The organism is Fulvivirga lutea, assembly GCF_017068455.1.
GTDB classification, from domain to species: domain Bacteria; phylum Bacteroidota; class Bacteroidia; order Cytophagales; family Cyclobacteriaceae; genus Fulvivirga; species Fulvivirga lutea.
Genome location: NZ_CP070608.1, coordinates 1,669,734 through 1,692,809, shown reverse-complemented (window position 1 = coordinate 1,692,809; position 23,076 = coordinate 1,669,734). Strand labels below are relative to the sequence as shown.

The 23,076-nt window shown below is 37.3% G+C and carries 20 protein-coding genes and 1 tRNA gene; 13 read left to right on the top strand and 8 right to left on the bottom strand.

Annotated features, from left to right (window positions below):
* The first annotated feature begins 3 nt into the window (after window positions 1-3).
* From JR347_RS07640 to JR347_RS07625, 4 genes are read left to right on the top strand one after another with little or no spacing between them, the layout of a single operon-like run.
* The gene (locus tag JR347_RS07640) at window positions 4-225 is read left to right on the top strand and encodes a hypothetical protein (RefSeq protein WP_205723459.1); all 222 of its coding nucleotides are present in this window, start codon (window positions 4-6) and stop codon (window positions 223-225) included.
* The gene (gene recN / locus JR347_RS07635) at window positions 226-1,881 is read left to right on the top strand and encodes a DNA repair protein RecN (RefSeq protein ID WP_205723458.1); all 1,656 of its coding nucleotides are present in this window, start codon (window positions 226-228) and stop codon (window positions 1,879-1,881) included.
* Between the two features lie 29 nt (window positions 1,882-1,910).
* Window positions 1,911-2,498 (top strand): hypothetical protein, encoded by a 588-nt coding sequence (locus tag JR347_RS07630; RefSeq protein ID WP_205723457.1) that lies wholly within the window; start codon window positions 1,911-1,913, stop codon window positions 2,496-2,498.
* A 2-nt stretch (window positions 2,499-2,500) separates the two neighbouring features.
* Entirely contained in the window at window positions 2,501-3,922 is a 1,422-nt protein-coding gene (locus JR347_RS07625) for an SLC13 family permease (protein WP_205723456.1), read from the top strand.
* Here the strand turns inward: JR347_RS07625 and JR347_RS07620 are convergent, their stop codons facing one another.
* Window positions 3,923-4,264, bottom strand: a complete 342-nt coding sequence (locus tag JR347_RS07620; protein ID WP_205723455.1) for a DUF6249 domain-containing protein — start codon at window positions 4,262-4,264, stop codon at window positions 3,923-3,925.
* A gap of 134 nt (window positions 4,265-4,398) precedes the next feature.
* Between JR347_RS07620 and JR347_RS07615 the strand changes: the two genes are divergently transcribed.
* A complete protein-coding gene (locus tag JR347_RS07615) occupies window positions 4,399-4,959 on the top strand; it encodes an RNA polymerase sigma factor (protein WP_205723454.1) in 561 nt (186 codons plus the stop codon).
* A gap of 2 nt (window positions 4,960-4,961) precedes the next feature.
* On the top strand, window positions 4,962-5,477 hold the full coding sequence (locus JR347_RS07610) for an anti-sigma factor family protein (protein WP_205723453.1): 516 nt from the start codon (window positions 4,962-4,964) through the stop codon (window positions 5,475-5,477).
* 56 nt (window positions 5,478-5,533) lie between these two features.
* Here JR347_RS07610 and ahcY read toward each other — a convergent pair whose 3' ends face one another.
* The gene (gene ahcY / locus JR347_RS07605) at window positions 5,534-6,835 is read right to left on the bottom strand and encodes an adenosylhomocysteinase (RefSeq protein ID WP_205723452.1); all 1,302 of its coding nucleotides are present in this window, start codon (window positions 6,833-6,835) and stop codon (window positions 5,534-5,536) included.
* Between the two features lie 169 nt (window positions 6,836-7,004).
* On the opposite strand from ahcY, the gene JR347_RS07600 reads away from it, so the two are divergent.
* Window positions 7,005-7,481, top strand: coding sequence for an Lrp/AsnC family transcriptional regulator (locus JR347_RS07600; protein WP_205723451.1), 477 nt, complete (start codon window positions 7,005-7,007; stop codon window positions 7,479-7,481).
* Window positions 7,482-7,483: 2 nt separating this feature from the next.
* Here the strand turns inward: JR347_RS07600 and JR347_RS07595 are convergent, their stop codons facing one another.
* Together JR347_RS07595 and JR347_RS07590 are read right to left on the bottom strand one after the other, a co-directional pair.
* On the bottom strand, window positions 7,484-8,563 hold the full coding sequence (locus JR347_RS07595) for a fatty acid desaturase family protein (RefSeq protein WP_205723450.1): 1,080 nt from the start codon (window positions 8,561-8,563) through the stop codon (window positions 7,484-7,486).
* A 112-nt stretch (window positions 8,564-8,675) separates the two neighbouring features.
* The gene (locus JR347_RS07590) at window positions 8,676-9,344 is read right to left on the bottom strand and encodes a pyridoxamine 5'-phosphate oxidase family protein (protein ID WP_205723449.1); all 669 of its coding nucleotides are present in this window, start codon (window positions 9,342-9,344) and stop codon (window positions 8,676-8,678) included.
* A gap of 89 nt (window positions 9,345-9,433) precedes the next feature.
* Here JR347_RS07590 and pdxR point away from each other — a divergent pair, with 89 nt between their 5' ends.
* Window positions 9,434-10,894 (top strand): MocR-like pyridoxine biosynthesis transcription factor PdxR, encoded by a 1,461-nt coding sequence (gene pdxR, locus JR347_RS07585; RefSeq protein ID WP_205723448.1) that lies wholly within the window; start codon window positions 9,434-9,436, stop codon window positions 10,892-10,894.
* Here pdxR and dnaA read toward each other — a convergent pair.
* Window positions 10,875-12,287 (bottom strand): chromosomal replication initiator protein DnaA, encoded by a 1,413-nt coding sequence (gene dnaA, locus JR347_RS07580; RefSeq protein WP_205723447.1) that lies wholly within the window; start codon window positions 12,285-12,287, stop codon window positions 10,875-10,877. The two genes, pdxR and dnaA, sit on opposite strands and share 20 nt — an antisense overlap.
* 264 nt (window positions 12,288-12,551) lie before the next feature.
* On the opposite strand from dnaA, the gene JR347_RS07575 reads away from it, so the two are divergent.
* The 4 genes from JR347_RS07575 to JR347_RS07560 all read left to right on the top strand — a co-directional run bounded on the left by JR347_RS07575 (window position 12,552) and on the right by JR347_RS07560 (window position 20,719).
* Window positions 12,552-13,643: a methylmalonyl-CoA mutase family protein gene (locus JR347_RS07575; RefSeq protein ID WP_205723446.1), complete on the top strand. Its 1,092-nt coding sequence runs from the start codon at window positions 12,552-12,554 to the stop codon at window positions 13,641-13,643.
* Between the two features lie 12 nt (window positions 13,644-13,655).
* On the top strand, window positions 13,656-15,773 hold the full coding sequence (gene scpA / locus JR347_RS07570) for a methylmalonyl-CoA mutase (RefSeq protein ID WP_205723445.1): 2,118 nt from the start codon (window positions 13,656-13,658) through the stop codon (window positions 15,771-15,773).
* A gap of 45 nt (window positions 15,774-15,818) precedes the next feature.
* Window positions 15,819-20,048 carry a CHAT domain-containing protein gene (locus JR347_RS07565; protein WP_205723444.1) on the top strand — a complete coding sequence of 1,410 codons (4,230 nt, stop codon included), beginning with the start codon at window positions 15,819-15,821 and terminating at the stop codon, window positions 20,046-20,048.
* Between the two features lie 215 nt (window positions 20,049-20,263).
* Window positions 20,264-20,719: a DUF4440 domain-containing protein gene (locus tag JR347_RS07560; protein WP_205723443.1), complete on the top strand. Its 456-nt coding sequence runs from the start codon at window positions 20,264-20,266 to the stop codon at window positions 20,717-20,719.
* Window positions 20,720-20,746: 27 nt separating this feature from the next.
* On the opposite strand, the gene JR347_RS07555 is transcribed toward JR347_RS07560, so the two are convergent.
* A tRNA-Arg gene (locus JR347_RS07555) sits at window positions 20,747-20,820 on the bottom strand.
* A 113-nt stretch (window positions 20,821-20,933) separates the two neighbouring features.
* Here JR347_RS07555 and JR347_RS07550 point away from each other — a divergent pair.
* Window positions 20,934-21,671, top strand: a complete 738-nt coding sequence (locus JR347_RS07550; protein WP_205723442.1) for a porin family protein — start codon at window positions 20,934-20,936, stop codon at window positions 21,669-21,671.
* Between the two features lie 43 nt (window positions 21,672-21,714).
* Here JR347_RS07550 and JR347_RS07545 read toward each other — a convergent pair whose 3' ends face one another.
* Together JR347_RS07545 and JR347_RS07540 are read right to left on the bottom strand one after the other, a co-directional pair.
* Complete coding sequence (locus JR347_RS07545; protein ID WP_205723441.1) at window positions 21,715-22,494, bottom strand: enoyl-CoA hydratase/isomerase family protein; 780 nt, start codon at window positions 22,492-22,494, stop codon at window positions 21,715-21,717.
* Window positions 22,495-22,498: 4 nt separating this feature from the next.
* A complete protein-coding gene (locus tag JR347_RS07540) occupies window positions 22,499-23,068 on the bottom strand; it encodes a phosphatase PAP2 family protein (RefSeq protein WP_205723440.1) in 570 nt (189 codons plus the stop codon).
* Window positions 23,069-23,076 lie beyond the last annotated feature (8 nt).

Genomic DNA, 23,076 nt, shown 5'->3' with positions numbered 1-23,076 from the left:
ATCATGGCTAGCAAAACCTCACGCTATCCAATCAAAATCATTCAAGAGTCTAAGGAAGATATTCTTGGCAAAAAAGCTAATATTGTACTTAAAGATGGTAGTGTTCTCTTTGCTGTCATAAGCAGTATTTCTTCTGATTTTATGACTGTTGTAAATTTGAGAAATAAAAAGCAGCAAGTGAACCTAACGGATTTAACTGAAGTAATTATTGACTCAAAAGTCTAAATGCTCAAACAGCTTTTCATAAAAAATTATGCACTTATTCAGGAACTGAAGATCACTCCTTCAGAGAAACTGAATATTATTACGGGTGAAACTGGTGCCGGAAAATCTATTATGTTGGGTGCTGTGGGACTTATGCTTGGTAACAGGGCAGATATTAAGTCTCTTTTGAATACTGACAGTAAGTGCATCGTAGAAGGTCATTTCGACTTATCACTATATAAGTTGGAATCGCTATTTAAAAAGGAAGATTTAGATTACGAAGCCACCACAATTATACGAAGAGAAATAAGTCCATCAGGTAAATCCAGGGCCTTTGTAAATGATACTCCCGTTACTCTTGATGTGTTGAAGAAATTGGGCATCAAACTGATGGATGTTCATTCACAACATGAGACACTTCAACTAGGTAAAAACAGTTTTCAACTAAAGTTTGTAGATGTATTTGCTAATACGCTAACTCTCAGAAACGAGTACTATCGCTTGTATCAGGATTACAAAAAGGAGCTCATATACCTCAACGGATTAAAAGAAGAAAGCGCGAAAGCCACCCAGGAGTCTGATTACAATTCATTCTTGCTTCAAGAGCTTGCTGAAGCGAACCTTCAGCCCGATGAACAAGAAGAATTGGAAGAGCGTGTTAAAGTGGCAGAACATGCAGAAGAGATTAAACTTAAGCTGAATGAAGGTCTGGCTATTTTAAGCAATGACGAGTTTTCGGTGGCCTCCGGCATGCAACAACTAAGACAGGCGCTTAGCCAGCTAGCAAAATACAGCGACACATATAAAAATCTGGCTGATAGAATTGAAAGCGTACAAATTGAAGTTAACGACCTTACTTCAGAGATAGAAAGGGAAGAAGAGAAAGTTAATTTCGATCCCGAAGAAGCACAAATGTCGCAAGAAAGATTGAGCCTAATTTATCAGTTACAACAAAAGCATCAGGTAGTTGATATTGCTTCACTAATCGAAATACAGTCTAATCTTGAAGAAAAAGTCTCACGCACACTCAACTTAGATAATGAAATAGCAACTTCTACTAAAAAGGTAGAAAGTCTTCTACAGGAATGTACTGCAAAAGCATCAGAACTGAGTAAGAAAAGAGTAGCATGCTTTGACAAACTTTCTGATGAGCTTACAAAATTGTTAGCGGAGGTAGGAATGGGTGATGCTTCTGTAAAAATAGAACGGAGTGAAATTCCATTGGAAAATTCGGGTTTTGATGAGATTCAGATACTGTTCAGCGCCAATAAAGGAATTGCTCCTCAGCCATTAGCTAAAGTTGCCTCAGGCGGAGAGTTTTCGAGGTTTATGTTCTGCATCAAATATATTCTGGCAGAAAAAATTGCTATGCCAACAGTTATTTTTGATGAGATAGACACCGGAGTGTCAGGAGAAATCGCTTTAAAGCTGGGTTCATTAATGAAAAAAATGGCTGAAAATCATCAGTTAATTACTATCAGCCACTTACCGCAAATAGCTGCCAAAGGCGATCAGCATTATTTTGTATATAAGGATACCAGTTCTGATAAGGCAGTAAGTAAAATTAAATACCTGGAAGAAAGTGAACGAATAGAGGAAATAGCCAAGATGATCGGGGGCGATAACCCTTCTTCTATTGCCTTTGAAAATGCCAGGGAATTGATGCAGTCTTCCTAATTATTTCGTAAACTAGGCAAATGGATCAAATGCCAAAAATAATTGAAGGGTTCACTCATACAGAATACCTTACTGTATTTAGTGCAATAATATTCGGTTATGTAGGTGCTGAATATTTCCAAGGTTGGGGAGCCCTATTACGAAACAGACGCATGGTTAAGGCCTATTGGCAACACACCTTATGGACCATCTTTGCATTTACTCTTTTTATACAAAATTGGTGGGGAATTTGGCCAAGGACGAAATTAATTAATGAAAGTATTTTTTACTTCTTTTATTCACTCGTCCCGATATTTCTCTTCTATATTATTAGTGTAATTCTATTTCCCGACTTCAGGTCGATAGAAAAAAATACTACTACTGACATGAAAGAGTACTTTTATTCCAATACCCGATACTTATTTGGTCTATTTGCTCTTTATTTTGTATTCACCATCGTGAGTTCTTTCGTGTATCCTGATATTGGAAACGTGTTTGTTCAGAATTTAATAAGGGCGTTTGGAGTAGCATTAGCAATCGGAGCTGCGTATTTTCATCAAAATAAAATAATACATACTATCTTTCTAATTATAGGGTATGCAGCATTGGTTAGATTCTTCCTTGCCCTGCCAAGTTAGAAATGAATAGAAAATCAATAGGTCTTGTACTCGGCCCGCTTCTTTTTGCTATTACAACTTTAGTTGGAAAAGTCTATTTAGGCGAGACAACATTAGTTATTGCAACTGCTTTTTGGATGATTACATGGTGGGTAACTGAGGCCGTGTCAATTCCTGTCACAGCACTCTTGCCATTGATATTATTTCCACTCTCAGGCGTATTAAGTATTTCCGAAGCTGCTGCGCCATATTCCAGTCCAATCATTTTTCTGTTTATGGGTGGTTTTATGATTGCCCTAGGACTGGAAAAACATAATCTTCACATGCGCCTGGCATTAAACATTTTGAAAATAACTGGGTCATCGGGCAATGGTGTAATACTGGGTTTTATGATATCTACTGCGATACTAAGTATGTGGATAAGCAATACAGCCACTGCCGTTATGATGCTACCAATTGCAGCATCAGTGGTACAATTGCTAAGTAAAGATGGGTTTGTCCAATCAGAAAGAACATTCGCTTTAGCACTGATGCTGAGTATAGCCTATTCAGCTAATATTGGTGGCACAATGACATTGATAGGCACACCGCCAAATGTAGTGATGGCTGGCTATTTAAATCAGATACTAAATTTTACCATTGGGTTTAGTGAGTGGTTAATGTTGGCTGTACCCATTGGACTATTGCTCATCTTCATCACTTATTTACTTCTCACAAATGTGCTCTTCAGAAACAATATTAAAAACGTAGAAGGATCTGAGGCTTTAATTGATGATGAATTGAAAAAGCTGGGAGCAATTTCACTAGAGGAAAAACTGGTGATATTCATATTCGGATTAACAGCTTTTGGGTGGATTTTTAAAGGTCAGATAAACGCATTACTTGGCGCTCCATTGCTAACAGATCATATTACTGCCATGATTGGCGGTTGTCTGATGTTCTCCACTCCACTCGATCTTAAAAATACTAAGAAGCTCATCGATTGGGAGGATACAAAACGCTTGCCTTGGGGAATACTTCTGCTATTTGGTGGCGGTATGTCTTTAGCCAATGCACTGGCTCATGTAGGCCTAATAGATCGCATAGGAGAATTGGTATCTTCTTACTCAAATGTAGAACTGATAGTACTTATGGTGCTTGTAACAGGGCTTGTGCTTTTTATGACAGAATTTATGAGCAACGTTGCGCTGGTCACTATTCTTATTCCAGTAATTATTGCCGTTAGTGAAGGGATTTCCATAGACCCTTTATTTCTGGTAGTTCCAGCTACACTGGCATCTAGTTGTGCCTTTATGATGCCTATCTCCACACCACCGAATGCGATTGTATATTCAAGCGGGCATATAAAAATGTCAGAAATGATAAAAGCAGGCTTTTTTCTAAACCTGCTTTCAGTTGTTATCTTGACCTTAATGTGTTATTGGGTAATACCGCTATTGTTTTAATTAGCCCTCGCCCTTATTTTTCTTCTCTTCTATGAGATAGGATAAGCCCAGCCCTATTCCTCCAAACACAAAAATCATAGAGAAGTAGGCCACATCATCCATGCGAGTGTTAATGTCTAGCATATAACCAACTACAAGGCCTGTACCACCACCTATTAATAATAGTGCAAAACGTAAGGGCCAAGATGTATTTCTGATAATTTTCATATCAGCGGGGTTCATCCCTTTATCTATCATTGACATTCTTTCTTCGTTCTCGAATTTTCTTAAATAAATTACTAAAACTGAAATGGCGATGATCCCGACTATCGGAATGAATACGCCTACCATAGCTACATCCATATTATTTGTTTTTTGACTGTATAAATTAAATTCAGCTCTTTGACTCTATCATTAACTTTAAGGTTACAGCCAAATCAAAAAAAATATTTCATGAATTATCTGTAACTTGATTTAACTAATGAAGTCAAAGGGTTGTGAATCATTTAACTGATGACGTTATTATCTCGAAAGTACTGCAAGGGAATAAAGATTCCTTTGGGTTGCTTGTGGATAGATATAGAAGCTATTGTTATACAATAGCGTATAATGTCGTTAAAAATGATGAAGAAGCGGAAGAAATAGCGCAGGAATCTTTTATTAAAGCATATAAGAGTCTGGCAAAATTTAATCAGGATTCGAAATTCAGCACATGGTTGTATCGGATAACATTTAACACGGCATTAACTGCTCAAAAAAAAGCAGCTAAATATCAAAAGACTGAATTCGATAATAGAATGCATTCTCCGCTTGATTTTCAAAGCAATATAAGTGAACAAAAAGATCAGCAGAAATATGTGGCAAAGGCCATGGACCAATTGTTGGAAGCAGATAAAGTAGCCTTAACGTTATTTTACTTTGAAGAAATGTCACTTGAGGAAATATGTGAGGTGACAGGAATTACCTTATCAACAATTAAGGTGAGACTACACAGAGCTAGAAAAAGGTTTGCACTGGAATTACAGAAATTATTAAAAGAAGAAGCTATAAACTTATAGTTATGAAAAATATTGAAGAATACGATGACTTGTTATGGAGCTATTTAGACAATAGCCTTTCATCCAAGGAAAAGAAAGAATTAGAAACTAAATTATCAGAGAATAAAGCTTTGAGTTTAAGACTTGAGGAGTTTAAATCGCTCACCAACTTTACAAAGAAGAATATTCTAGCAACACCGAGTGAGAGATTCACTCAAATTGTTATGTCTAAAATTGATGATTTAGGGTTTCAACCTAAGAAATCCCATTGGTTATTGGTGATCACTGTAATTATGACAGTGATAGGTTGTAGTTTTTATATATCCCAATACGATACAACAATGCAGCTTAACTTACCTTCTTATGAGTTACCTCTTCTTGAGTCGTACTTACCTTCAGAAGGTTTGAACTTCACGAAGAATATAAATCTTGATATTGTAAGTAAAGTGTTACTTTATTCAGTAACATTTCTAGGATTACTACTTTTCGATAGAGCCATTCTCAAACCTTACTTTAAATCAAGAAGACTAGCCAGCTAATAAAAAAGGCCATCCACAAGATTACGGATGGCCTTTTTTGATAATTATATTTACTATTAGTATCTGTAATATTCAGGCTTGTATGGGCCTTCTACAGTTACACCAATATATTTAGCTTGCTCTTCAGTAAGCTCTTCTAGTTCAACACCAATTTTAGCTAAGTGAAGTTTTGCCACTTTCTCATCTAAATGCTTTGGTAACGTGTATACTTTGTTTTCGTAGCTACCGCTATTTGTCCAAAGTTCTATCTGAGCTAGTGTTTGGTTAGTAAATGAGTTAGACATTACAAATGAAGGGTGTCCAGTAGCACAACCTAAGTTCACCAATCTACCTTCAGCTAATAAGATAACATCATTACCGTTCGCCAACTTATATTTATCTACCTGAGGTTTGATTTCGTCTTTCTCAGCATTTTTGTTTAACCAAGCAACATCAATCTCATTGTCGAAGTGACCTATGTTACATACGATCGTTTTATCTTTCATCGTTTCGAAGTGCTCACCTCTGATAATATCTTTGTTACCAGTTGCTGTAACTACAATATCAGCTTCCTTAACTGCATCGCTCATTTTCTTTACTTCGAAACCATCCATTGCTGCTTGTAAAGCACAAATAGGGTCAATCTCAGTAACAATAACTCTCGCGCCAGCTCCTCTTAATGAAGCAGCAGATCCTTTACCAACATCTCCATAACCACCAACAACAGCAACTTTACCTGCCATCATCACGTCAGTAGCTCTTCTAATTGCATCTACTAAAGACTCTTTACAACCGTATTTGTTATCAAATTTAGATTTAGTTACAGAGTCGTTCACGTTAATAGCCGGCATTACAAGCGTTCCATTCTTTTCTCTTTCGATCAATCTGTGAACACCAGTTGTAGTTTCTTCTGATAATCCTTTAATACCATCAACATATTGAGGATATCTGTCAAATACCATGTTAGTTAAATCACCACCATCATCTAAGATCATATTCAATGGCTGACCGTCAGGGAACAATAATGTTTGCTCAATGCACCAGTCAAACTCCTCTTCAGTCATGCCCTTCCAAGCATATACAGGAATACCGGCAGCAGCAATAGCAGCAGCAGCGTGATCTTGCGTTGAAAAAATGTTACATGAAGACCAAGTAACATCTGCACCAAGCTCTACTAGTGTTTCAATCAACACAGCAGTCTGAATTGTCATATGAAGACAACCAGCGATACGAGCACCCTTCAATGGCTTTGAAGCACCGTACTCTTCTCTTAATGCCATTAGACCTGGCATTTCAGCCTCTGCTAATTCAATTTCTTTTCTTCCCCAAGCAGCTAAAGAAATGTCTTTAACCTTGTATTTTAATTTTTCGTCAATCATGATAGTATAAGAATAGTGATTAATTCATTTTGAGTGCACAAAGTTAGTAAAAAAGACTCTTACAACTTACAATCAATGTAAATTCAGTATAATTTCCTAAATTCATATATTATTCAGGATTTATTCCTGCTTTATAGTTTTACACAATAATTAATTAGGAAATATTCCCATGCCTTCATCTTTAGATAATGTCGATCATCAAATACTCAGGCTACTGCAATCAGATGCCAAACTGAACGTAAATGAAATCGCTCAGAAATTAAACTTAACTAAAACCCCAATCTACGAAAGGATTAAAAGGCTCGAGCGCACTGGTGTGATTGATAAGTATGTGGCACTTGTAAACAGGCAAAAGTTTACTCCTTCGATTATCGTCTTTCTTACAGGTTCATTAAAAGTGAGTGAATTTGAGCAGACACAGGAGTTTTATGATGCCGTTACAAAAATTGACGAAGTACTAGAGTGCTATCTTTTAGGTGGCGATAAAGACTTTATGCTAAAAGTTATTGCCAAAGATTTAGACTCCTACCATGAGTTTTATTCATCAATGATAGCATCTATTCCACATGTTGGTGAAATAAGAAGCTCGTTTGTACTTAAAGAAGTGAAGTACTCTACGGCAATACCAAATATGAATCTTGAGTAAAGCTAGGCCGCCACTCTGCCGAAATATCTCAATGTTTTATAATGAGACTTAAGCGCTTTGATAAAAGTTTTATTCTCAATATATGGCACTCCATGGTCTTTGGCTGTTTGCTCCACAATTTTTGAGATAGCCGGGTAATGTATGTGACAAATATTAGGGAATAAATGGTGCTCTATCTGAAAGTTTAAGCCTCCACATAAAAAGGCAGCCATTGGGCTTTTTCTTGAAAAATTAGCCGTTGTTCTCATTTGGTGTACCGCCCATGAATCTTTCAGCTGACCATCTTTATCAGGTTTAGGGAAGTCCATTCCTTCTACCACATGAGCCAATTGGAATACAAGCCCCATCACAAACCCTTCAGCCAAGTGCATGGCAATAAAACCTACTAAAAATTGAACCCATGTAATATCCAATACGATCAATGGAATAACAATGAACACTGTATAGTACAATGCCTTAAAGAAGAATAAGTTAAAGTATTCTATTTTTGGCCTTTTTGAGTTATCAGTTTCACCAATTTTATCTTGAAAAAACTTTACATAGTCTTTTCTAAAAACCCATGAAAGAGAAGCCAATCCATACAAAAAGAACGCATAGTATTGCTGATACCTCATGATTGGTTTCTTTGGCTCATCGGGTGAAACGCGAACTAAGCCTGGAGCAACCTCTAAATCCTCATCGTGGCCGGGTATATTTGTAAATGTATGATGCACCTTGTTATGTGCAACACTCCAGACATAGGCATTAGCACCAATGATATTAAACCAATAGCTCATTAATTTATTTACAGTACTATTTGAGGAATAAGATCCGTGAATGGCGTCATGTGCTACATTGAATCCAATAAACGCCTGAACCATACCCAATAATATCGCTAACCCCAACATGGTAACTAAAGAGAAGTTACCTAGTAAGATAAGCAGGTATAATCCAATTAATGATCCTAAAAAGAAAACCGACTTGAAAATCATAAGTCCGTTAGCATTCTTGCTAATGTTGTTAGACTTAAAATATTCGTCTACCCTCTTCTTTAATTCTGGATAAAATTCAGATTGACTCTTACCGTTAAACCTTACTTTCATATACTCGTGTTTATTCAAATTTAATTAGGAAATAAAAATACGTCCTAATAAGAACATACAAAAGTACTCGTTAACTATCTGTAATTGAAACTATTTGATCTTTATTAAATCATTATGCCCTTTCTTGGCTATCAAGCAGGTTTTTAACAGAATTAGGAATATGCAGCTCTTTAGTCATCTTTTCATCTACAATAGGAGCCTGGAATAGATGTTTCATAGGAATTACACCTGCCCAGATATCTAAAATATAGTCGGGCTCATCGTCTACTGGGCCGCCTTCGCGAATCTTAGCAGAAGCTTGATCAATTGTTAATTCTAAAACAGCCGTAGCCTTCAGCTCTTTGCCGGTTGGTTGCCTTACTTCTTCCCACCGGTCAGGAATGATATGGTCTGATATCACTTTTAGTGCTTCATTTTTGCCCGAGTCAGCAACAAGTTTAGCTTTACCGAATACCACTACTGATCTATAATTCATCGAATGATGAAATGCAGATCGTGCCAACACTAGACCATCGATATGTGTAACTGCCAGACACACCTCTACACCCTGTTCAAGGTTTTTGATTAGTCTGCTTGAAGCAGCCCCGTGGAAATACAATTTATTTTCGTGCCGGCCATACAAGGTGGGTATAACAAATGGCTGACCATCCATCACAAAACTTAAATGACAAACACACCCATCATCTAAAATTTTATATACAGTTTCTTTATCGTAAAACCCCCTCTTAGGTACACGTTTTACCTTATTCCTATGGTCTATTACGTAATTATCAGTGCTCATGGTATTTTAAATATTGATTGATAGGGTAAAAATATCGTATAACCGGATTATATTACGGAGCCATTTTTAAAATACTAAAGGGTCCGGTTATGTTTCCATGGAAGTCAACACTAGCTATACAAAGTTCAAGTAGCAAGCCTATATACCTGCAACTAACAGAGCAAATTATTCAAGAAATTTCAGCTGGTAGACTTACTCCTGGGTTGAAATTACCTGGTACTCGACACTTATCAGAGATTCTAAATGTCAACAGAAAAACCATTCAGAATAGTTATGATGAATTACTTGCGCAAGGTTGGTTAGTTACAAAACCTTCTTCTGGTACTTATGTATCGCATTCATTACCTATTTCTAGTTTCGAAACGCTGGATAATAATGGCCTCATCAAATCTTCCACCGTCACGCTTTCTAATCGGTTTAACCTGGAGTTTGTGCCTAAATATAACCCCACCAAGGCAAGGCTCGCTTTTGACGGTGGCTCTCCCGACTCACGCCTCGCTCCCTGGAAATGGATTTTCAGAGAAAGTCAATCCATTTTGCTATCAAGAAAGAATAGAAGTGTGGCTAACTATTCGGATGCTAAAGGGGATGCTCACTTTAGAGAAATACTAACCAAGTATTTGGCCGAATCAAGAGGACTGAATATTACCAAAGATAATTTGCTTATTACGGAAGGTAGCCAAATGGGTATTTATTTGAGCCTTCATGGTTTACTCAACCCTAATGACGCTGTCGTAGTTGGAAATAGCTCTTATGATGCAGCTGATTGGACAATACAAAGCTGCGGAGCTGAAATTGTGAGAGTAAGTGTGGATGATGATGGTCTTAATATCGATGAACTGGAATCTATTTGTAGCCAAAAGAAAATAAAGCTTGTGTATATCACTCCTCATCATCATTACCCTACTACTGTGACTTTATCGAATGAAAGGCGAATAAAATTATTGAATCTTTCCTCCCAATATGGTTTCACTATCTTGGAAGATGATTATGACTACGACTTCCATTATTCCAGTAATCCAATACTACCACTTGCCAGTTTGAATCCGGTTGGCAACGTTATTTACATTGGCTCATTCAGCAAATTATTGGCGTCTAATGTAAGAGTAGGCTATGTAGTTGCTCACAAAGATTTAATTGAATCATTCAGTAAGCATAGAAGAATTGTAGGCAGACAAGGAGATCATTTAATGCAACATGTGATTGGCGAGGCAATCATTTCAGGAGAACTCAACAGACATCTCAAAAAAAGTAACCAAACATATAAGCAAAGAAGAAACCTCATGGCCAGTATACTTACTTCGGATATGAGCGACTACATTCAATTCAAACTTCCGGAAGGTGGCATGGCAATATGGGCTCATTTTCTAAATTCCGATCTAACCAAACTTCATGAAGCCATTAATATGAATGGGCTGAATCTTGATATTGATAGAGACCTTAGCAGAAGATTTAATTCAGCCAGAATCGGTTTTGCCTCAGTAAACGAAAATGAAATTATTGAAGGAATGGAAATCTTAAATAAGAGTCTTAGGCAGCTCGCATCTTGAGCTTTTTCTTTAACTCTTCAATCTGATTCTTAAAATTAGCATCTACATCCATCATGTCATTGACAGACTGTACAGCATGAATTACTGTACTATGATCTCTTCCTCCAAAGTGATAACCGATGCCCTTTAATGAGTGGTTTGTATATTCTTTTGCAAAATACATTGCAACCTGTCTTGCAATTACAATCTCCTTCTTCCTGATTTTATCTTTCAGCAGATCAACATTCACTTTATAGTATTCTGCTACTGTTTTCTGGATGTAATCAATGCCCACCTCTGTTTCAATATCGTGTACGATATTCTTCAATGTTTGCTTAGCCAGCTCAAGATCTAACTCCACTCTGCTCAGTGATGCATGAGCGATTAAAGAAATTAATACTCCTTCAAGTTCGCGAACATTGGTATCCACAGAATAAGCAAGGTATTCTATCACATTGTCAGGAATATGAATACCATCTGCCTGCATCTTTCTTTGAATTATGGCAACACGCGTTTCATAATCCGGTTGCTGTAAATCTGCAGTAAGTCCCCACTTAAATCTTGAAAGCAATCGCTCCTCTAATCCTTTCAAATCTCTTGGAGGGCAATCACTCGTCATAATAATTTGTTTACCAGCCTGATGCAAATGATTGAATATATGGAAGAATATTTCCTGAGTTCTTTCCTTACCTGCCAGAAACTGTACATCATCGATAATGAGTACATCCACCTGCATGTAGAAATTCTGATACTCTTGAATATTATTGCTTTTTACGGCCTCAATAAACTGGTTCGTGAATTTTTCTGAAGACACATAAAGTACAAACCTATCTTCCAGATTTCCTTTTATCTCATTTCCGATAGCTTGCACCAGGTGTGTTTTACCTAGTCCAACACCACCGTACAACATCAACGGGTTGAAAGATGTAATACCCGGTTTCTGAGCCACTGCAAATCCGGCAGATCTTGCTAACCTATTACAGTCACCTTCTATGTAAGTATCAAAAGTATAGTTCGGGTTAAGTTGAGATTGTTGGTACAAATTATCTACTGACTTCAACTTAAATGGAGAAACATACGCCTCTTTACCTGATTTCTGATTATTGCTTGATCTTGAATTTGGCAAATTAACAGACAAGGGCGCAGAGCTACTGTTTCCTTTATCTACAATTACAGAATATTCAAGTCTGGCCTTTTCACCTAGCACAGACTTTATAGCCTTTTTCAAAACCTGAACGTAGTGCTCTTCCAGCCACTCATAAAAGAACTGACTAGGCACCTGAATCGTTAAAATCTCACTATTACACTTAAGAGGTACAATTGGCTTAAACCATGTATTGAAGCTCTGCTCGGCAACATCTTCTTTAATCACCCGAAGGCAATCGCTCCACACAGTCTCCTTGTCAATTTCCATGTACACGGTTTGAGATAATTTATTTAAGCCTTGTAATTAGTGTTGTAAAAAAGGGAGTCAAATTTGGGGAAAAAATCACGAAGATGAAAGCAGATAATCTGCCTAATTGTCAATAAATTTTTATTTAATAAAAAAGGTACACGAATTCTTTAAAATATTAAAAGTGAATTTCTTACAGAACCAAATTACCGCAATCGATTGAACATATTCAGAGCAATCACTTAACTTTACTCATCTTATCAATAATGTACATAAATTCCTGAAATGTTTGAAGAGTTTAAGAAATCTACCAAAAAGGATTGGGAAGAAAAATCCAAGTCTGACTTAAAAGGTGAAGACGTATATTCAAAATACAAATGGAATATTGGCGACTTAGACATCTTGCCAATGTACGATGCCTCTGACATCGAAACCCTGGGTTACCTGGATAATTTCAACAATGTGCTAGCCAAGGATAATGATCCTTCGGGAGATGTGAGAGTATGGAAAAATATCCAAAAAATTGATGTTTCTGATTCTAAAGAGTCTAATAGGAAGGCCCTGGAAGCATTGAACAACGGTGCAGATGGTGTTCATTTTAACTTTAACAAAAGTTCGGACAATTTAAGCGCATTGCTTGAAAATATACTCCCTGAATACTGTTATCTAGAATTTAGCGGACTTTCTAAAAGTGAGATAGGTAAAGCATTAGAATCAATTCAAGCATCAAAATCTTATCATGTACTATTTCACGCTAGTGTGGATGATCAATATGATTTGATCAAGCAACACTCTATTAAAAAAGACTCAGGTTTAAGGTTTGCTTCAATCGAAATATCCTCTGTAAGTGAATTAGATGATCAGGTTGCTGAGGCACTAACGCAACTCAACAGATTAGTGCGATCACTTTTAATTAAAGGTCTGGATATAGAAACTGTTGCAAATTCAGTTGTTCTAATTACTAACCTCGGTACTGATTACTTTGGAGAAATCGCGAAAGTAAGAGCCATTAGAAATCAGGCCTTTCAATTGATACGTTCATACGGGTATGAAGAATTCAACCCTGAGGATGTGAAAATCAAATGTACGTCATCACCATGGACAAACGAAAAATATCAACCACATGCAAACATGCTAAAAGGAAGCACTGCTGCCATGTCAGGCATTTTGGGTGGTTGCGATATACTTGAAATTCAACCTGAACAGGATAATTCATTGTCGAATAGAATAGCTCGCAATGTTTCCAGCGTTCTGAAGGAAGAATCATATTTAGCAAAAGTGGCAGATCCTGTGGCAGGTAGTTATTATCTGGAATCGCTCACCGATCAGATATCAAAATCTGCCTGGAATAAATTTATATCATCACTTGAAGATTAATTCATCAAATTCATGAAACCAGATTTCAAGAATATATCATACAACCAATTTAAACCTTCAAAAAAGAAGGTAGCTAATTCATCTTGGGATACCGCTGAGAAAATAGCTGTTCCTGGAATTATTTCGGATGACAAATTTGAGCACCTGGGATATACTGCTGGAATTCCACCTTATTTGAGAGGACCTTATTCTACCATGTACGCGGGTAGACCGTGGACCATCAGACAATATGCAGGATTTTCTACAGCGGAAGAGTCCAATGCTTTCTATCGAAAAAACCTTGAAGCTGGGCAGAAGGGCTTATCAGTAGCATTTGATTTGGCTACTCACAGAGGCTATGACAGTGATCACCCACGAGTAAAAGGCGATGTTGGTAAAGCAGGAGTGGCCATAGATTCGGTTGAGGATATGAAAATTCTTTTTGATCAAATTCCTCTTGACAAGATGTCGGTTTCGATGACCATGAACGGGGCTGTTATACCAATCATGGCATTTTACATTGTTGCCGCGGAAGAACAAGGTGTTGACAAATCTGCTTTAAGCGGAACAATACAAAACGACATCCTGAAAGAATTTATGGTGAGGAATACCTATATCTACCCGCCTCTACCATCGATGAGATTGATTGCTGATATTTTTGAATACACCTCCAAAAACATGCCTCGCTTTAATTCGATAAGCATAAGTGGGTATCACATACAGGAAGCTGGTGGCACAGCTGATATTGAACTAGCCTACACATTGGCAGATGGAATGGAGTATTTAAGAACAGGCATTCAAGCAGGTATGGATATCGATGGGTTTGCACCAAGGTTATCCTTCTTCTGGGGAATAGGCATGAACCATTTTATGGAGATTGCCAAGATGCGAGCTGGCAGATTATTATGGTCGAAAATCGTTAATAAATTCAATCCTAAGAACCCTAAATCACTGGCACTTAGAGCTCATTCTCAAACTTCAGGTTGGAGTTTAACGGAGCAAGACCCTTACAACAATGTTACTCGAACTTGTGTAGAGGCGCTCGCAGCAGCTTTGGGTCATACACAATCGTTACATACCAATGCATTGGATGAAGCAATTGCATTGCCAACAGATTTCTCAGCGAGAATTGCTCGTAATACACAATTGTATCTGCAAAACGAAACCAACATTACCAAAGTTGTTGATCCATGGGCAGGTTCGCATTATGTAGAATATTTAACAGATCAGCTTGTTAAAAGGGCATGGACTCTCATTGAAGAAGTAGAAGAACTGGGAGGAATGGCCAAAGCCATTGAAAGTGGATTACCTAAAATGCGTATTGAAGAGGCTGCTGCAAGAAAACAAGCCAGAATTGATTCCGGCAAGGACGTAATTGTAGGTGTTAACAGGTATCAAACAGATGAAAAACCTGATTTCGACACACTGGAAGTAGATAATACAAGAGTGCGCGAAAGTCAGGTAAATAGAATAAACAAAATACGATCTGAGCGTGACAATGAAGCAGTAAATGGTGCGTTAAAAAGAATAACTCAAGCGGCTAAATTGGGCAATGAAAATATTCTTGAACTAGCTGTTGACGCTGCCAGATTACGTGCCACCTTGGGCGAGATTTCCGATGCATTGGAAGAGGTGTATGGCAGGCATACTGCAACAATTAGATCAATTTCCGGAGTATATTCAGGTGAAGTGAAAATGGATGAAAATTTTAAAAAGGCAAAGCAACTATCGGATGAGTTTGCATCATTAGAAGGCAGAAGGCCTAGAATAATGGTGGCCAAAATGGGGCAAGATGGCCACGATAGAGGCGCCAAAGTGATAGCTACCAGTTTTGCTGACCTGGGATTCGATGTTGATATAGGGCCTTTATTCCAAACTCCAGCCGAAGTTGCAAAACAGGCGGCAGAAAATGACGTTCACATCATTGGTGCATCCAGTTTGGCTGCAGGCCACAAAACATTAATACCAGAATTAATTGAAGCACTCAAAGATTTGGGCCGCGAGGATATAATGGTAATAGCCGGAGGTGTTATACCACCAAAAGATTACGATTTCCTGTACAATGCAGGAGTTAGTGGTGTGTTTGGTCCGGGTACAGTAATTGCCGAAGCAGCCATCGACATATTGAAAAAGTTAATAGAATCAGAATAACCAGTACTATTTGTATTTTTGAAGTAATCAACAAACACTACAATCATGTATAGTTTCGTGAAACCATTGTTTCTTACACTGTGCCTAGGCTTGATATTCTCGCCATCTTTCAGCCAGAATTGGGATAAGTATTTAGATAAAGCTGATGAACAATATGAGGAAGGTGATTATGAAAAGGCGAAAAAAACGCTAGACAAATTCAAAAAGAAAGTTATAAAAAAACTTGGGGCAAGCAATGAGTATATGCCCGGCTATCACCTTCGTTCTGCTAAATTCAATTTAGCCCTGGGCTACCTATCCGAATTTGAAAATGGAGTGGAAAATGCCATTCAAAGTAGCATAGCAGCCAACGGTGAGAATAGCTCAGCGCATGGCCATAACCTAATTGCAATTGCTGAGATTGTTGCTCATTATGGCAACTATCTTGAATCAAAAAAGTATTTGGATAAAGGTGTGAAAACCCTTCAGGAGACTAATTCCTATGATGAAAACACAAAAGCTAAAACTGAATTAACAACAGCAGAAATACTAACCGGGCAGGGTTATTACACTGAGGCACTCAAGTATATTGAAGAGCATCTGGAATACTTCAGGTCAAGGGCGGTAACAAAGGAAAGTTATGTTGATGAAGATGGTAAACTAAAAACACGAAGGCTTGAAGATGAAGAGGTTAAGGAAAGGTTAGGAGATTATGCCAACCTATTAACCCTTAAATCAAATGCATTACGATTGAAAGGTAGTTTCAAAAGTGCCGATAGTGCCTTTGTGCGTTCCGAAGCATGGATTTCTTCGAACCTTGGTAAAAAAGATATAAGATATGTAAAGAACCAATTTCTACATGGTAAGCTACTCGTAGAAAATGGGTTGGATGTTGACAACATGCCAAAAGAAACCCGATTCGATAAAACACTAGATATCTTAAAAAGAGATTATGAAGAGTCTCATTATCTGGCTTTTGATTTATACGAAACACTTTTAAAACAGTATTTATATACCAATCAAAAAGCAAAATACAAGGGTGTAAAAATTGAATACGAAAAAGCAATTAAGAAGAATTTTAGAAAAACCAGTCTCCACTATTTAAACCTCGAAACGATTGAGTTTGACTCTAAACTCACAAAAGACCGAACCAGAAACCTGGAAGCAGAGGCAAATGCTATTCTTACCACCACACGTGCCTTGCCTAAATATCACCAAAAGCGTATATCTCTTTTAGAATTTCTTTACCGTTTAGATATCCAAAAAAGAAATTTTACACATGCCGAGCAGAACTTAAGAGAGATACTTGAAATTGAGAAAAACCTATATGGCGAGGAATCACCTGCTTACCATTTAGGAAAGATAGAACTTGCTAATCACTTTGTGGAATATACAGACAATTTTGAAGAAGCTAACAAAATCTACCAGGAGAGCTTCTTTAAAATAATTGATAAAGAGATTGATACATGGCATAAAGATTATGTCGAGATATTAAATCACCTTGCCACTTATTACGAAATAACCGACCAGTACAAATTAGCATCAGAAACCTTGGATAAGGCGCTCTTCGCATCTAGGGCAAAGTATGACAATCAAGACCCTGATTACGGTGTTGAACTGACTCATATTGCTGACTTACAATTAAAACTGGGGCAATATGAAAATGCAGAAAAAAACTTGAAAGATGCCGTTTCCATTCTGGAATCTGTTAGAAAAGATGAGTATCGTGTAGTAGACTATGTAGATGCAATACAAACACAAGCTAAGCTATATTCAGTTCAGGGATTATTTGACGATGCAGAAGCGAACATAAACAACTCCGGGAGATTATTAAGAAGGGCAAAAGAAACTGTTGTGTACGATGAGCTTGCAGCTGGAGAAGAGTTAGCCAGTTTGTACATTACCTTAGGTAGGTATTCAGAAACAGAAGATTTGCTTGACGAATTAATTGCAGGTTATCAAACCAGATATGGCTCTTCTTCCAGAAGGCTAATTAGCCCACTAGTAAACAAAGGCAAGCTTCAATTAATAAATGGAGAATACCCTAAAGCTGAACAAACTGCGAAGCAAGCACTCTCAATTGCAAATAGTACGTTCGGAGAAAAGTCTTCAAAAACCGCACCTGCTTTAAAGTTATTATCTGAAGTAAACTCGAGTATTGGAGATTTTGACAATGCCGAAGAAAATATAAACAAAGCGATTACAATTCAGCGAGCACAATTTGGTAATAACCATGTGGATGTGGCTAAATCGTTGACAGATTTAGGTTTGATTAAATTTCACAACGGTGAGAATTTAAAGGAAGCGGAAAAGATCATGGAAGAAGCCAAAGGTATTATTGCTGCTAAATTGGGCAACAGAAATCCTACTTACGCCAACATTTTAACTGACTTAGCGAAGGTTTACATTTCAGAAAGACGTTATGACGATGCCTTTAACTCACTCACATTAGCTGAGAATATTTGGGTAGCAAAGGTTGGTAAGCGCAATAATATAAATGCAGCTGCCATATACACTCTTATTGGAGATATATATTACCTACAGCGAAATTACGATCTGGCCGAAGAGCAGTATGAAAAATCAAAAAAGTTGTATGAGCGTTTCTTCAACAAAAACCATCCGGAATATGTAAAAATAATCTCCAAGTTGAGCAAGGTGTATTATATGGAGGGCGATACAAAACAATCGCTAAAGAACATAGAAGAAGCATTAGCCAACTATCAGAATTTCATTAGAGATTATTTCCCAGCATTAAGTGAGAGAGAGAAAGCTAAGTATTGGAACACAATAAAATCTGATTATGAATTTTATAACACACTGGCATTTTCAAACATGCAAGATGATGCCGAACTGGTGGGTGACGTATATAATAACGCTCTCTTAACGAAGGCTATACTTCTAAACTCTTCCATTAAAATCAGGGAAAGGATTTTGAATAGTAACGATGAAGATCTAAAAAATAAATACAACAATTGGATAGATAAGAAAGAGCAACTAACAAATGCCATTTCGATGAGTGCTGAGCAATTGGCTGAAAATCAGATAGATCCTGGCGCTCTCAGCAATCAGGTAGAAGCTCTTGAAAAAGAATTGAGTCAAAAATCAGAACTTTTCTCGCAAAGTTTTGAAGACAAAAAAATTCAATGGGAAGATGTTCAAAAAGTATTAAAACCTAATGAAGTAGCTATTGAAATGGTTCGCTTCAGATACTTTGATCATACTTTTTCAGATTCTGTAGTGTACGCTGCAATGTATGTTAAGAACGACAAGGACTTTAAAAATCCTAAAGTAATACTCATCAACAATGGTGAAGAACTTGAGAATAGGTATTTCAAGAACTACAGAAACAGCATCATTTTCAGATTAAAAGACTCATATAGTTACAATCAATATTGGAAACCCATTGAAGATGTGGTAGGCCAGTTTGCCACTGTTTATTTAAGTGCAGATGGCGTTTACAACCAGATTAACCTGGAATCTGTTCCCACAAATGATGGCAAATATGTGATTGATCGATCAAACATTGTACTGGTTAGTAACACAAAAGATATTTACATCCGTCAGGTAAAAACACAGTTGATACAGGAAGAGAAAAGAGCATCGATGTTCGGGAATCCTAACTTTTACCTGACTGCAGATGCTGGTGAAATAAACCCACTACCAGGCACAGAGCTGGAGTTGAAAGAATTGAGAAAAGTACTCAAAAATGAGGGTTGGATCGCCAACGTGTATAGTGAACAGGCAGCCAGAGAAGAGCAAATAAAAAAACTGGACAATCCTAGAATATTCCATATTGCCACTCACGGTTTCTTCTCTCCTGCCAAAGAAATTAAAGCAAATGATGAATTGACACTTAGTGAATCTCAGGCGTCACAAAATCCACTTTTAAGAACCGGCTTATTACTTACTGGTGCTGGTGACTTGCTGAACAAAACTTCTTACAACTATAATATTGAAAATGGAATTCTAACCGCATACGAGGCCATGAACCTCAACTTAGATAAAACCGATTTAGTAGTGCTCAGCGCATGTGAAACGGGACTTGGTGAGCTAGCTGTGGGTGAAGGTGTTTACGGTCTGCAAAGGGCATTTATTGTAGCGGGTGCTAAAACACTTATCATGAGTATGTTTAAAGTAGATGATGCCGCCACACAGGAATTAATGGTAAAATTCTATACCAAATGGTTACAAACAGGTAAGAAGCGTGAATCCTTTGTAGAAGCTAAGAAAGAACTTAGAATAGAATACCCTGACCCTATATTTTGGGGTGCCTTTATAATGATTGGATTGGATTAAGTTTTGTAACATATCCTACAAAGCGACTTCCAACTAGGTAGTCGCTTTTCTTATTCTATGTCCAAAATCAAAAGCTATTGTTATCATGATTATTACTAAATGACTTCAGGGCAGCAGATGTTCACTAGATTAACATCAATTTGTTAATAAGTTGTTAAAGTTCCATCCCTTCTATCGTGCTTGCGTATATTCCACTCTATCAAACCCAAACATGAATGAAAAAGATAATTACCACATTATTGACTGCTGCTATATTGGCGAGTTGTTCCTCTAAGCAGAACCCGAATAATTACAGCTTAGAAATTACCAAACAAGATACAACAGATTTAAAGCACTTGAAAACTACTCTTTGGCCAACCTCATATCATCAGGGTAAACCTGAAATGCTGGATCAGATTCTACATGAGTATTTTGAAATGATTGGCCATAGTGGTGAAGTATCTGATAAGCGATTCGAACTAGAATGGGTAAAAAACAATCATGTTGCCCCGGACTCCTTTTATTATGAAATTAAACGGTTGGATATCTTTAATAACGGCACAGCTGTTATTGCTGGCACTGGGCATGTTTTTAATGACAGTACAAAATCGACTTATGAATCGAGTAATGTATTAATTAAAGAGAACGGAAAGTGGAAGGCCATTTTGTCTCATGTTTCAGGAGTGAAATAAAAAAGCCCCTTTTCAGGGGCTTTTTTGTGACCTCGGCAGGATTCAAACCTGCAACCTCTTGAGCCGTAATCAAGTGCACTATTCAGTTATGCTACGAGGCCATTTTTAAGAAGTGGCAAAGTTATATAATTAATTCTCTCAAAAAAAGGTACTTTTTTAAAAAACACTATCTTTGCGCGCTACAATAACAAAGCAAATTTTTTGTTAATACATTATGAGAAACGCACTTCTAGTATCCATATTTTTTATTTATTCAGTATCTGCGCTCGCAACAGGTAGTCCGGAAGAGAGAAAGCCAGCAAAAACACACAAGAAAATGGCTCAGCCAGATGTACCAGGCACTTTAGTTATTGATTTTGGGTTTAATATTCTTCAAAATAACGACCCTGAAATTGCTACGGAACTGTTAGGTTCAAGAACCATCAACTTCTATTACTTAAGAGATTTTAGAATAGCTAACACCAAGTTTTTTATCCTTCCCGGAATTGGCTTGGGACTAGATCGCTACAAATTTGATGAAGATGTAACACCTGTAAAAGGCTTTGATGCGGATGGTCAAGAAACTATTGCCTTCGATACCATTTTTGGTGGTGGAATGAAAAAATCTATGTTAGTAACAAACTATATAGATATTCCTGTAGAAGTTAGATTTTATGCCAACCCATCTGACACAAAAAGAAGCTTTAAAGCGGGTGTTGGATTTAAGGTAGGGTACTTATTCAATTCTCATACAAAAATTAAACAAGACGTTGATGGTGAGATATATAAAACCAAAGTTCATAATGATTTTAACCTGAGCAAATTCCGATATGGCGTAACTGCCAGAGTAGGCGTAGGCGGATTTAATGTATTCTACTACCAAAGTTTAAACACTCTTTGGAATACAGATGATGGGTTCGCAGGTTCAGAAGTAAATAATGCGACAATAGGAATCTCCTTCACGGGATTTTAAAACAATTAATATCATTAAAAAAAGGCCTCAAATGAGGCCTTTTTTATTTTCCTTTAAAATTAGCTTTTCGTTTCTCTAAAAAGGCATTAACACCTTCTTTGTAATCTTCACTACTACCTGCAATTTCCTGGCAATAGGCTTCGTAATCAAGCATCTCATCTAAAGAGCTATTACCCGCTTTATTTAACATTTTCTTCATCATACCTATCGCCTTGGTAGGTGCCGATGCATAAAAATCAGTGTATTCTTTTACTGCTGCATCTAACTCAGACAATGGTACTACTTTGTTCACCAGACCCATTTCGAAAGCTTCTTTCCCCTTTACTCGAGTTCCCATAGTACTCATTTCAAATGCCTTAGCAGAACCTACCAACCTTGGCAAGAAGTAAGACGACCCTGAATCTAATACCAAACCTATATTCACAAACACTTCCACCAACATAGACTCCTCGGCAGCAACAACAATATCACATGCCAATGCCAATGAGCAACCAGCTCCTGCAGCAACACCATTTAATCTACCTATAATAGGCTTAGGCATATTTCGCATAGCACGAATAATCGGGTTATATCTTTTATGGAGTGAATCTATAAACGACCTCTTTTCTGCTTTAGAAGAAGCCTTTAAATCCTGACCGGAACAAAAGGCTTTGCCTTCGCCAGTTATCACAACAACTCTTACAGAGTCGTCTCTGGTGGCTTGCTTTAAAGCATCCTGAAGCTCGTAACTCAAGCCATCGTTAAATGCATTATAAACTTCTGGTCTATTAAGAGTGATTGTCGCCACCCCATAATCTAATTCGTATTTAAGAAATTCAAACATCTTGCTAAGTTAAAAAGTAAATAGACCCAAAACAGACAAAAAAGCCCATTAATGAACCTAGAATCACTTCATTTAAATTATGTTGATTTAATAATAATCGTGAAGAATTAATTATTCCTGCCATCACTATTGCCAAAATAATGGGGAAAAATAATCGACTATCCGGGTATTTAAAATTCAAGGCTGTCATAAAGCCTACCATACCCCAAGCTCCGGCACTATGTGCGCTAATCTTATAAAAGTTAGAGATAATCGTCACCAATAAAATAATTAGTGTAATGGTTGAGAATATGATTATCAGAGTATACCCTAAAACCACTTTGCTAGCAAAGAGATAGGTTGTTAACCCATAATAGATAGTCACAAAGAAGAAGGGCATTACCCGCTCCCTTCTATTAGAAAGTTTTATGCTGGAAATATTCGAAGTGACTTTTAACATACCTATGCTTATCAAGGGTATGACATAGGTAAGAATGAATACCATTAGCAGTATTGGCCTAATTGATTGTTCGCTAATAGGTTGTATCACTGATGGCGCAAACAAGTACAATATCGCCAACAAGCCTGTGGCCATAATTAGTG

What these genes read in the sequence shown, in the direction of transcription:
- JR347_RS07560 (WP_205723443.1), top strand. Translation starts at nt 20,264, where the DNA reads ATGAAAAAGATAATTACCACATTATTGACTGCTGCTATATTGGCGAGT.
- JR347_RS07610 (WP_205723453.1), top strand. Translation starts at nt 4,962, where the DNA reads ATGAAAAATATTGAAGAATACGATGACTTGTTATGGAGCTATTTAGAC.
- JR347_RS07540 (WP_205723440.1), bottom strand. Translation starts at nt 23,068, where the DNA reads ATGGCCACAGGCTTGTTGGCGATATTGTACTTGTTTGCGCCATCAGTG.
- scpA (WP_205723445.1), top strand. Translation starts at nt 13,656, where the DNA reads ATGAAACCAGATTTCAAGAATATATCATACAACCAATTTAAACCTTCA.
- JR347_RS07565 (WP_205723444.1), top strand. Translation starts at nt 15,819, where the DNA reads ATGTATAGTTTCGTGAAACCATTGTTTCTTACACTGTGCCTAGGCTTG.
- JR347_RS07595 (WP_205723450.1), bottom strand. Translation starts at nt 8,563, where the DNA reads ATGAAAGTAAGGTTTAACGGTAAGAGTCAATCTGAATTTTATCCAGAA.
- JR347_RS07600 (WP_205723451.1), top strand. Translation starts at nt 7,005, where the DNA reads ATGCCTTCATCTTTAGATAATGTCGATCATCAAATACTCAGGCTACTG.
- dnaA (WP_205723447.1), bottom strand. Translation starts at nt 12,287, where the DNA reads ATGGAAATTGACAAGGAGACTGTGTGGAGCGATTGCCTTCGGGTGATT.
- JR347_RS07625 (WP_205723456.1), top strand. Translation starts at nt 2,501, where the DNA reads ATGAATAGAAAATCAATAGGTCTTGTACTCGGCCCGCTTCTTTTTGCT.
- JR347_RS07630 (WP_205723457.1), top strand. Translation starts at nt 1,911, where the DNA reads ATGCCAAAAATAATTGAAGGGTTCACTCATACAGAATACCTTACTGTA.
- JR347_RS07640 (WP_205723459.1), top strand. Translation starts at nt 4, where the DNA reads ATGGCTAGCAAAACCTCACGCTATCCAATCAAAATCATTCAAGAGTCT.
- pdxR (WP_205723448.1), top strand. Translation starts at nt 9,434, where the DNA reads ATGTTTCCATGGAAGTCAACACTAGCTATACAAAGTTCAAGTAGCAAG.
- JR347_RS07620 (WP_205723455.1), bottom strand. Translation starts at nt 4,264, where the DNA reads ATGGATGTAGCTATGGTAGGCGTATTCATTCCGATAGTCGGGATCATC.
- ahcY (WP_205723452.1), bottom strand. Translation starts at nt 6,835, where the DNA reads ATGATTGACGAAAAATTAAAATACAAGGTTAAAGACATTTCTTTAGCT.
- JR347_RS07550 (WP_205723442.1), top strand. Translation starts at nt 20,934, where the DNA reads ATGAGAAACGCACTTCTAGTATCCATATTTTTTATTTATTCAGTATCT.
- JR347_RS07575 (WP_205723446.1), top strand. Translation starts at nt 12,552, where the DNA reads ATGTTTGAAGAGTTTAAGAAATCTACCAAAAAGGATTGGGAAGAAAAA.
- JR347_RS07590 (WP_205723449.1), bottom strand. Translation starts at nt 9,344, where the DNA reads ATGAGCACTGATAATTACGTAATAGACCATAGGAATAAGGTAAAACGT.
- JR347_RS07545 (WP_205723441.1), bottom strand. Translation starts at nt 22,494, where the DNA reads ATGTTTGAATTTCTTAAATACGAATTAGATTATGGGGTGGCGACAATC.
- recN (WP_205723458.1), top strand. Translation starts at nt 226, where the DNA reads ATGCTCAAACAGCTTTTCATAAAAAATTATGCACTTATTCAGGAACTG.